This is a genomic window from Halobacterium bonnevillei, from assembly GCF_009831555.1.
Taxonomy (GTDB): domain Archaea; phylum Halobacteriota; class Halobacteria; order Halobacteriales; family Halobacteriaceae; genus Halobacterium; species Halobacterium bonnevillei.
Map to the genome: position 1 here is coordinate 1 of NZ_WUUU01000136.1, position 8,375 is coordinate 8,375.

Genomic DNA, 8,375 nt, shown 5'->3' on the forward strand with positions numbered 1-8,375 from the left:
GGCTGCCGAGCCGGCCGACTTCCGGCAGGTGGTGGCCGGGGAGACGATCGCGTTCGTCTCGTACGTCGAGGACGCCGGGACGGAATCCGTCGGGGTCGAGCGCGACGACGGACGGGAACTCGCGGTGGCGTCGCTGACCACTCGCACCGTCGACGCGAACGGCTAGTCGTCGGCGACGACGGCCGCGTCGGCGCTGTCGCGGGTCTGGTCGTAGCCGTGGCCGGACAGCGCCATCGCGAACAGGACCAGCGGGGAGAGGAAGCCGAAGAAGTAGAACGGCACGAACTCCCAGGACGTCGAGAACTGGAGAACGCCCGCCATGTAGACGGCGCCGGCGTGCCACGGGAACAGCGGCCCGGTCGGTGTGCCGGCGGCCTCGACGGCGCGCGAGAGGTCCGTCTCGTCGAGGCCGTACTCCTCGTAGAGGCTGCGGAGGCTCATCCCGGGGACGACGATGCTCATGTACTGCTGGGCGGAGAATGCGTTGGTCACCATCGCGGAGAGGCCGGTGCCGGCGACCAGCGACCCGGGCGACCAGACGGCGCTCGTGAGGTGGTGCGCGAGCGTCGCGAGGATGCGGTGCGCTCGAGCAGGCCGCCGAGCGCGAGCGCGGCGACGACGACGGAGATGGTCCACGCGGACCCCGCGATGCCGCCCGTCGAGAGCAGGCCATTGACGAGTTCGCTGCCCGTCTCGGGGCTGGTGCCGTTCAGGAAGACGTCCCACGCGGTGGTGAACGTCGCGCCCTGCGCGAGAATCGTCGTGAACGCGCCGGCGAAGATGCCGGCGACCAGCGACGGGAGCGGCGGGTAGCCGCGGACTGCGAGGCCGAACGTGACGACCAGCGGCAGGAAGACGAGCGGGCCGAGCGCGTACGAGTTCGCGAGCGGTTCGCTGATGGCGGCGACGTTGGCGCCGGCGTCCGCGACCGCCCACACGCCGAGCGCCGCGTACGCGAGCACGGAGAGGCCGAAGGCGATTGCGGTGCCGGTGCGCATCGCGTTGATGTGGGCGTAGAGCCCGGAGTTGGTGACGGCGGCGGCGAGGTTCGTGGTGTCGGACAGCGGGCTCTGCTTGTCGCCGGCGTATGCGCCGGAGACGATGGCGCCGCCGGTCATCGCCGCGGAGACGCCGAGGCCGTTCCCGATGCCGATGAACGCGACGCCGAGCGTGCCGACGGTGGTCCACGACGACCCGATGGCGAACGCGACGACGGCCGACAGCACGGCCGTAGCGGGCAGGAAGACGGTCGGTGAGAGCGCGCCGAGGCCGTAGTACATCAGGCCGGGGATGGTGCCGGCGCTGGTCCACGTGGCGATGAGGCCGTAGATGACGAACAGGATGAGAATCGCCTGCAGTCCCATGCGGAGGCCGCTGGCGGCGGCGTCGTAGACGCCGTCCCAGTCGTAGCCGAGGTGGTAGCGGGCGAACAGGCCGGTGAACGCGATGCTCCAGAGCAGCGGTGCGTGTGGCGCGAGGCCGAGGTAGCCGGAGCCGACGCCGAGCGCGACGACGACCGCGGCGACCGGTACGAGCGCTGCGACGAGGCTCGGTCGCTTCGCCTCGTCGATGTCCTCGTACGTGAGGGCAGTGTAGTCGCTCATCCCCTCGTTGTAATTCTCTACGGTAATTAAGCACCTCGGTTAGATTATTATAGGACATTCGTACCGGTTCTCGAAACAGGTGGCAAAAGCTGCCCGTACCGTCACTCGTGGTTTTATCACGCGGCCGTTCCTTCCTCCGAGTATGGCTAGCTTCGACGAGATGGACGTCGACACGATCTGGATGAACGGCGACTTCGTTGACTGGGAGGACGCTCAGGTTCACGTCCTCTCGCACGCGCTCCACTACGGCAGCGGCGTCTTCGAGGGCGTCCGCGCGTACGACACCGACAACGGCCCCGCCATCTTCCGGTGGGAGGAACACCTCGACCGCCTCTACGAATCCTGCAAGCCGTACGACCTCGACATCCCCTTCGACCGCGAGGAACTCACGGAGGCGACCGTCGAACTCCTGGACCGGCAGGACCTCGCGTCAGGCTACATCCGCCCGATCGCGTACTACGGCTACGATTCGCTGGGTGTCTCCCCGGGCGACTGCCCGACTGACGTCACAATCGCCGCGTGGCCGTGGGGCGCGTACCTCGGCGAGGACGCCCTCGAGAACGGCGTCGAAGTCATGGTCTCGTCGTGGCGCAAGCACGCCTCCAGCCAGATTCCCACGAACGCCAAGACCACCGGCCTCTACGTCAACAGCATGCTCGCCGGCGAGGAAGCCCGCCGCAACGGCTTCGTCGAAGCAATCGTCCTCAACAAGGAGGGCAACGTCGCGGAAGGTCCCGGCGAGAACCTCTTCCTGGTGCGCGACGGCGAACTCTACACGCCCGGGCTCTCGGAGTCAATCCTCGACGGCATCACCCGCGACACCGTCATCTCGCTCGCCGAGGAACGCGGCTACACCGTCCACGACAACTCGTCCATCTCCCGCGGCGAACTCAACACCGCCGACGAACTGTTCTTCACCGGCAGCGCCGCGGAAGTCACGCCCATCCGGCAGGTCGACAACGTCGAAATCGGGAACGGCGGCCGCGGCCCCATCACCGAGGAACTCCAGTCGGCGTTCTTCGACCTCGTCGAGGCCGGCGACCGCGAAGAGTGGTTCCACTACGTCTGAACGAACCGCCACTGGACTCGGCTGACGGCCGACGGACGAGAATCGAACCGAGACTGTGATTACTGCTCCCGTCGTCGCGCCCCGAGTTGCCTGCTCGCTCAGTCCTCGCTTTCGACGATTTCCCCGGGAATCTTCCGGTCGTTCTCCCCGAAGCCGGCGGAGAGCACGCGCGTCAGCGCGTCCTCCACGCTCTCGTCGGTCTCCGTGATGTCCTCGGGTTCCATCTCTAACACGTACCCGGACGTGATGTTCGGGGACGTCGGCATGAACACGACTTCTCGGCCGTCATCGGTCGTCTTCCCGGTCTTGAACGCGGTCAACCGCATTCCCGGCAACGGCTCGAGCTTCACGGGCTTCTGGAACTCGTCGGTACTCCCCGAGAGCACCGTCTCCACGGCCATCTTCGAGGCGTTGTAAATGATGCGCAACCCCGGTAACTTGTTGATGAGGTCGTCGATGACGCCCTCGATGATGCTCCCGATGGCCGTCCGCATCATGTACCCGACGGCGAACACCACCAGCACGAACAGCAACAGCAGGAAGACGACGCGCGCCACCGGGTTCGAGATCGTCTGTTCGAGGACCGCGATCGACACGATCCGCGCGTAGATCCAGTAGATGACGTAGAACGTGACGAGAATCGGCGCGAGGACGATGAGTCCGCTCCCGAAGTCCCGCTTCCACGAGGCCATACCGTTAGCATTTGAACGCCGACGTATATGGATTTCGAGGCAACGCGCGCTCCAGCGGGCCGCCGCGTCGCCCATGCTACTGTCAGCCTACCGACCGAGCACGGCCCGCAGCGCGAACAGCATGTTCTCCTTGCGCTCCATCGCGCGCCGGTAGAAGTACGAGAACCACTTGTTCCCGTACGGGATGTACTGCCAGACCTCCACGCCGTCGGCCGCGAGTTCGTACTGCGCGTCGTCGCGCACCCCCATCAGCATCTGCACCTCGTAGTCCGTCCCGAACTCCTCGTGCAGGTCGCGGGCGAGGCTGATCATCTCCGGGTCGTGGCTGCCAACCGCGACGCCGTCGTCGAACTCCCGGAACATGTACCGCAGGTAGTTGCGGTACGCCTCGTTCACGCGCGCCTTGTCCTTGTACGCGACCGCCTTCGGTTCGTCGTACGCGCCCTTCACGAGGCGGACCTTCCCCGGGAGGTCGGCGAGTCGTTCGAGGTCCTCCTCCGTGCGCTTCAGATTCGCCTGGACGCAGACGCCCACGCCGCCCCCGTACTCCGTCGTCAGGTCCTCGTAGACGTCCAGCGTGGCGTCCGTCGTCTCGTGGTCCTCCATGTCCACCCACGTGAACACGTCGTGCTCGTCGGCGGCGGCCGCGATGTCCGTGAGGTTCTCCGCGAACACGTCGTCGCCGACGTCCAGCCCGATCTGGGACGGCTTCACCGAGATACAGGCGTCCAGCCCGCTCTGGTCGATGTCCCGAACGAGGTTCTCGTAGGCCGCGGCGTCCTCGTCGGCGGGCGGGCGCTCCTCGTAGTGCTCGCCGAGCAGGTTCAGAATCGCGCTCACGCCGCGCTCGTTGAGGTCCTCGACGTGCTCGAGCGCCTCCGCCGGCGACTCACCCGCGACGAAGTTGTTCGCGATGGGCGGTATCATACGTCTGACTCTGGCGTCACGTTCCTTAAACGGGTCGCCTTCCATGGTCTCCCGCCGGCCGTAGCACCGGATTCCTGTGCGGTTGCCGACCAGACGCGGCATCCCGGGCCGCTCTGGCGGGACGCACGCGCCGTCCATCGATACCCGACAGCCGACACCGCAGAACCCCCGGGTTTTTGCCCGGGCCGTGTCCACTCCACGCCATGTCTCTGGCAGCGACGGTCGCAATCGCAGTCTGGGTGATGCTCCCCGCCTACGTCCCCAACAACGTCGCGGTGGTCGCCGGCGGCGGCCGCCCCATCGACGGCGGCCGCACCTGGGGCGACAAACGCCTCCTCGGCGACGGCAAAACCTGGCGCGGCACCCTCGCCGGCACCCTCGCCGGCATCGCACTCGCTGCCGTCCTCAACGCCATCAACCCCGGCGCCACCGACTTCCTCGGCGTCGCTCTCCCCACGTTCCCGCCCGCCGCCATGGTCGCGCTCGCGTTCGGCGCGATGCTCGGGGACATCCTCGCGTCCTTCCTCAAACGCCGCACCGGCCGGCAGCGCGGCGCCGCCTTCCCCCTCGTCGACCAGCTCGACTTCGTCGTCGTCGCCCTCGCGCTCACCGCCGTCGCCGCCCCTGCCTGGTTCGCCGACACCTTCACCCTCGACGTCGTCGTCGCCATCCTCGTCATCACCCCGCTCCTGCACGTCCTCACCAACGCCATCGCCTACCTCCTCGGCCTCAAGGACGAGCCCTGGTAGTCACACCTCCTTCTCGTAGACGTACCCGTCGACGTCGAGGAACTCGTCGTAGTGGCCGTCGACGCGCTCGAACCCCCTGGACTCGTAGAAGCCCGTCGCGTCGTCGTTGTCCGCCATCACGACGAGGTCGACAGCATCGTAGCCCGCGTCGCGCGCGTCGCCCTCGACGCGCTCCAGCAACCGACTGCCGACGCCACGACCCTGGCTGTCGGGGTGGACGTACACCGCCCCGAGCGTGTAGCCGTCACTCGACGGCACACCGCTGGCGTACCCGACGAGGTCGCCGTCCGCGATGGCGACGAACGTCGTGCCGTCGCCGGTCCGGTACCGGTCCCGGAGGTCGTCCGGGTCGTAGTACTTCGCGAGGAAGTCTTCGACGGCGTCCGGCCCGACGATCGGGTCGTGGGCGTCGTGCCAGGCCGCCTCGGCGACGCGACGGACGGCGTCGGCGTCACTCGGGCGGGCTTCGCGGACGTGCATGGCGGTTCGTTCGCCAGACGGGGAGAAGTCGCTTTCCCCGCGCTCGCCGCCGGTGGCCGGTCAGTCGTCGCCGGTCGCTGGCGGCGTGGGCCACCTGGGCTTTCACCGAGCGTTCGCGACGCTGCGACTGCAGGATTCACATTCGCGGGCGTCCTACGAGCACGCGATGGAACTCACTCGGGCGGTCGTCGAAGCGAAGGCCAACGAGTACCGCGACAACGCCCCGCTGTACGCCGTCGAACGCGACCACCTGGGGATGCTGCCCGACGCCTTCCAGTCGGGCGAGTTCGGCTACCGTGACGCCGAGTGGGTCGTCCGCTGGACGTTCCGCCGGCACCTCGGCGCGTACCCCGAGACCGAGCGCCGTGCCCACGAGGACGCGTTCGGCGACAACGACGAGTCCGCGATTCGGACGGCGCTCGCCGACGCGCTCGCGGCAGATGCCCCCGAAGTTGCCGTGTCTCGCCTGACTGACCTGGACGGCGTCGACGTCCGGGTCGCGTCCGCGTTCCTGTTCTTCGCGGCCCCCGACGACTACGTCCCCGTCGGCGAACGCGAGTGGACGGTCCTGCGCGACGCCGGCGTCTTGTCGCGGGCGTATCCCGACTCGCTGACGCCGTCCGCGTACGCCGACTCCCTCGAGGCGTGCCGGTCGCTGACCGACCGCTTCGACTGCGACACGTGGACGCTCTATCGCGCGCTCTGGCAACTCGGCGCAGCCGAGGAGTGACGCCGTCGCCGCTGCTCGACTGCACGCAACGGCTCGACTGCACGCAACGGCTCGACTGCACGCAATAGTTCGCTGACGCAATAGCTCGACGACACGCCACGGCTCGCCGACACCACGACTCGCCGGAAGAGACGGCTCGCCGGCGAGTCACCGCCGCAAACACCCGACACCTCGCACAGACATCCTTTTTACCGGCCCGCCGCGTCGGCCGAATTGAGCCGACATGTCACGAACCGCCGCGCAGCGACCCCGGATGCGTAACGTCGTCGTGCTCGTCGCTGTCGGCGGGTTCGCGGGCGCGAACCTCCGGCACTTCCTCTCGCTCGTCGTGCCGGGGCTCGGCGGCACGTTCACCGCGAACGTCCTCGGCTGTCTCGCGCTCGGGGTCCTCTCCTACGAGGCCGAACTCGTCGGCGTGCTCTCCGAAGAGACGTGGTACCTGGCCGCGACGGGATTCCTCGGTTCACTGACGACGTACAGCACGTTCGCCCTGGAGACCGTCCAGGCGGCACCACTGCTGGGTGTCGCGAACGTGGCCGCGAACTACGCCGTCGGGTTCGCCGCAGTGCTCTTCGGCCGGCGCATCGTCCGCCGCGTCGCGGGGGTACGCGAATGACGTCCGCGGACCCCGTGTACCTGGTCGGTGCGGGCGCTTCGGTCGGCGCGGTCCTCAGGTACGCCACGAGCAGGTTTCTCAAGGGCGTGACTCAGGGGCGGCGGTTCACGTATGGGACGTTCGCGGTGAACGTCGTCGGCAGTTTCGCGCTCGGGCTCGTTACCGTCCTGGGCGCGGGCGACGCCGCCCTCCTCGCGATTGGTACCGGTGCCTGTGGGTCGTACACGACGTTCTCGTCGTTCTCAGTGGACACCGTCCGGCTCTGGGAGGCCGGCGACCGACTCCTCGCGGGCTGGTACGCGGCCGCGAACCTCCTCGGGGCGTTGTCCGGCATCGGCGCCGCCGCAGTGATCGCCGGGCTGGTGGTCTGAGGCCGTTCGAGCGTCGTCAACGCCCTTTCAGTCCCGGGCGCTCGCCGAACGCTCGCCCGGATTCACATGTCTGGCGGGCTAGGCTTATTACGTTCCAATTCAGTGACACCACCGTATGCCACTTACTGACGTGCTCGCCGCCGTCGCGTTCGGCCTCGAACAGGGAGAACTGATTGCGGTCGCCTTGTTCGGCGGCGGCGGCGTCGTCGCGCTCTGGTGGGGCGCAGTCAACTTCCGGGACGGCTACGCGATGTGGCGCCACGAACCCGTCGACGCCGCCGACGCCCGCTACGAGAGCGGCGTCGTCGAGGTCACGGGAACCGCAAACCCCCTCGACGACACCATCGTCGCGCCGTACAGCCAGGAGGCCTGTCTCGCGCACGAGTACCGAACGAAACAACGCCAAAACGACGTGGGTGACGACGACGATACGCCCGACTGGCGCACCGTCGAACGAGGGTCGGACCGCGTCCCGTTCGTCGTCGAGGACGACACGGGCACGGTCCCGGTCGACCCCGAGGGCGCGGACATCTCCATGAGCGACACGGACTACAGTTCGAGCACGCGCACGAAGCGATTGGAGGGGCGACTCGACGCCGGCGAAACGGTCCACGTGTACGGCTACCACCGCAAGGACGGCGACGGCGTGCTCGCCGACGAGGCGTTCCACGTCGGGGACGGCGAGGAGGTCAACTTCCGCATCGCCGACACCAGTGGCGGGCGAGCCGTCCTCCGACTCCTCGCCAAGGGCGCCGGCGCCGTCGTCTTCGGCGGCGTCTTCGTCGGCGTCGCGGGCTTCATCGCCGCGTCCGCCTGACGACCGGATTCCTTATACTGGGCGGGCACGCCCACTCAATCAATGTCGACCGACGACCTCGTCCGATTGCTGCGGGACGCGGACGCCGTCAAGTTCGGGGAGTTCGAACTCTCGCACGGCGGCACGTCGAACTACTACGTGGACAAGTACCTCTTCGAGACCGACCCCGACTGCCTGCGCGCCATCGCCGAGGCGTTCGCCGAGCGCGTCGACGCCGACACCAAACTCGGCGGCGTGGCGCTCGGCGGCGTCCCGCTGGCCGCCGCGACGGCCGTCCAAGCGGACGTCCCGTACGGTCATCGCGCGCAAACCAGACCAAG

At 68.1% G+C, this 8,375-nt stretch carries 10 protein-coding genes and 1 pseudogene; 7 read left to right on the plus strand and 4 right to left on the minus strand.

Annotated features, from left to right (window positions below; all coding sequences use genetic code 11):
- Positions 1-162: 162 nt before the first annotated feature.
- Positions 163-1,604: pseudogene (arcD, locus tag GRX66_RS13995) on the minus strand (arginine/ornithine antiporter ArcD).
- A gap of 142 nt (positions 1,605-1,746) precedes the next feature.
- Between arcD and GRX66_RS14000 the strand changes: the two are divergent.
- Positions 1,747-2,673, plus strand: coding sequence for a branched-chain amino acid transaminase (locus tag GRX66_RS14000; protein ID WP_159527113.1), 927 nt, complete (start codon positions 1,747-1,749; stop codon positions 2,671-2,673).
- Between the two features lie 98 nt (positions 2,674-2,771).
- On the opposite strand, the gene GRX66_RS14005 is transcribed toward GRX66_RS14000, so the two are convergent.
- A complete protein-coding gene (locus tag GRX66_RS14005; RefSeq protein WP_159527114.1) occupies positions 2,772-3,365 on the minus strand; it encodes a DUF502 domain-containing protein in 594 nt (197 codons plus the stop codon).
- Between the two features lie 87 nt (positions 3,366-3,452).
- Positions 3,453-4,292, minus strand: a complete 840-nt coding sequence (locus GRX66_RS14010) for a proline dehydrogenase family protein (protein WP_159527115.1) — start codon at positions 4,290-4,292, stop codon at positions 3,453-3,455.
- Positions 4,293-4,495: 203 nt separating this feature from the next.
- Between GRX66_RS14010 and GRX66_RS14015 the strand changes: the two genes are divergently transcribed.
- Positions 4,496-5,041, plus strand: a complete 546-nt coding sequence (locus GRX66_RS14015) for a CDP-2,3-bis-(O-geranylgeranyl)-sn-glycerol synthase (RefSeq protein WP_159527116.1) — start codon at positions 4,496-4,498, stop codon at positions 5,039-5,041.
- On the opposite strand, the gene GRX66_RS14020 is transcribed toward GRX66_RS14015, so the two are convergent.
- Entirely contained in the window at positions 5,042-5,521 is a 480-nt protein-coding gene (locus GRX66_RS14020) for a GNAT family N-acetyltransferase (protein WP_159527117.1), read from the minus strand.
- Between GRX66_RS14020 and GRX66_RS14025 the strand changes: the two genes are divergently transcribed.
- The 5 genes from GRX66_RS14025 to GRX66_RS14045 form a co-directional block, all read left to right on the plus strand.
- Positions 5,520-6,251, plus strand: coding sequence for a hypothetical protein (locus GRX66_RS14025; protein ID WP_201293031.1), 732 nt, complete (start codon positions 5,520-5,522; stop codon positions 6,249-6,251). The two genes, GRX66_RS14020 and GRX66_RS14025, sit on opposite strands and share 2 nt — an antisense overlap.
- A 253-nt stretch (positions 6,252-6,504) precedes the next feature.
- On the plus strand, positions 6,505-6,867 hold the full coding sequence (locus tag GRX66_RS14030; protein WP_233745533.1) for a fluoride efflux transporter FluC: 363 nt from the start codon (positions 6,505-6,507) through the stop codon (positions 6,865-6,867).
- A complete protein-coding gene (locus tag GRX66_RS14035) occupies positions 6,864-7,238 on the plus strand; it encodes a fluoride efflux transporter FluC (protein WP_159527119.1) in 375 nt (124 codons plus the stop codon). The genes GRX66_RS14030 and GRX66_RS14035 overlap by 4 nt, the downstream gene beginning before the upstream one ends.
- A gap of 115 nt (positions 7,239-7,353) precedes the next feature.
- A complete protein-coding gene (locus GRX66_RS14040) occupies positions 7,354-8,055 on the plus strand; it encodes a GIDE domain-containing protein (RefSeq protein ID WP_159527120.1) in 702 nt (233 codons plus the stop codon).
- A 42-nt stretch (positions 8,056-8,097) separates the two neighbouring features.
- Positions 8,098-8,375, plus strand: a 278-nt coding sequence (locus GRX66_RS14045) for an orotate phosphoribosyltransferase (protein WP_394351535.1), incomplete at its 3' end; no start/stop codon positions are given.

What these genes read in the sequence shown, in the direction of transcription:
- GRX66_RS14010 (WP_159527115.1), bottom strand. Translation starts at nt 4,292, where the DNA reads ATGATACCGCCCATCGCGAACAACTTCGTCGCGGGTGAGTCGCCGGCG.
- GRX66_RS14020 (WP_159527117.1), bottom strand. Translation starts at nt 5,521, where the DNA reads ATGCACGTCCGCGAAGCCCGCCCGAGTGACGCCGACGCCGTCCGTCGC.
- GRX66_RS14005 (WP_159527114.1), bottom strand. Translation starts at nt 3,365, where the DNA reads ATGGCCTCGTGGAAGCGGGACTTCGGGAGCGGACTCATCGTCCTCGCG.
- GRX66_RS14000 (WP_159527113.1), top strand. Translation starts at nt 1,747, where the DNA reads ATGGCTAGCTTCGACGAGATGGACGTCGACACGATCTGGATGAACGGC.
- GRX66_RS14025 (WP_201293031.1), top strand. Translation starts at nt 5,520, where the DNA reads ATGGCGGTTCGTTCGCCAGACGGGGAGAAGTCGCTTTCCCCGCGCTCG.
- GRX66_RS14035 (WP_159527119.1), top strand. Translation starts at nt 6,864, where the DNA reads ATGACGTCCGCGGACCCCGTGTACCTGGTCGGTGCGGGCGCTTCGGTC.
- GRX66_RS14030 (WP_233745533.1), top strand. Translation starts at nt 6,505, where the DNA reads ATGCGTAACGTCGTCGTGCTCGTCGCTGTCGGCGGGTTCGCGGGCGCG.
- GRX66_RS14040 (WP_159527120.1), top strand. Translation starts at nt 7,354, where the DNA reads ATGCCACTTACTGACGTGCTCGCCGCCGTCGCGTTCGGCCTCGAACAG.
- GRX66_RS14015 (WP_159527116.1), top strand. Translation starts at nt 4,496, where the DNA reads ATGTCTCTGGCAGCGACGGTCGCAATCGCAGTCTGGGTGATGCTCCCC.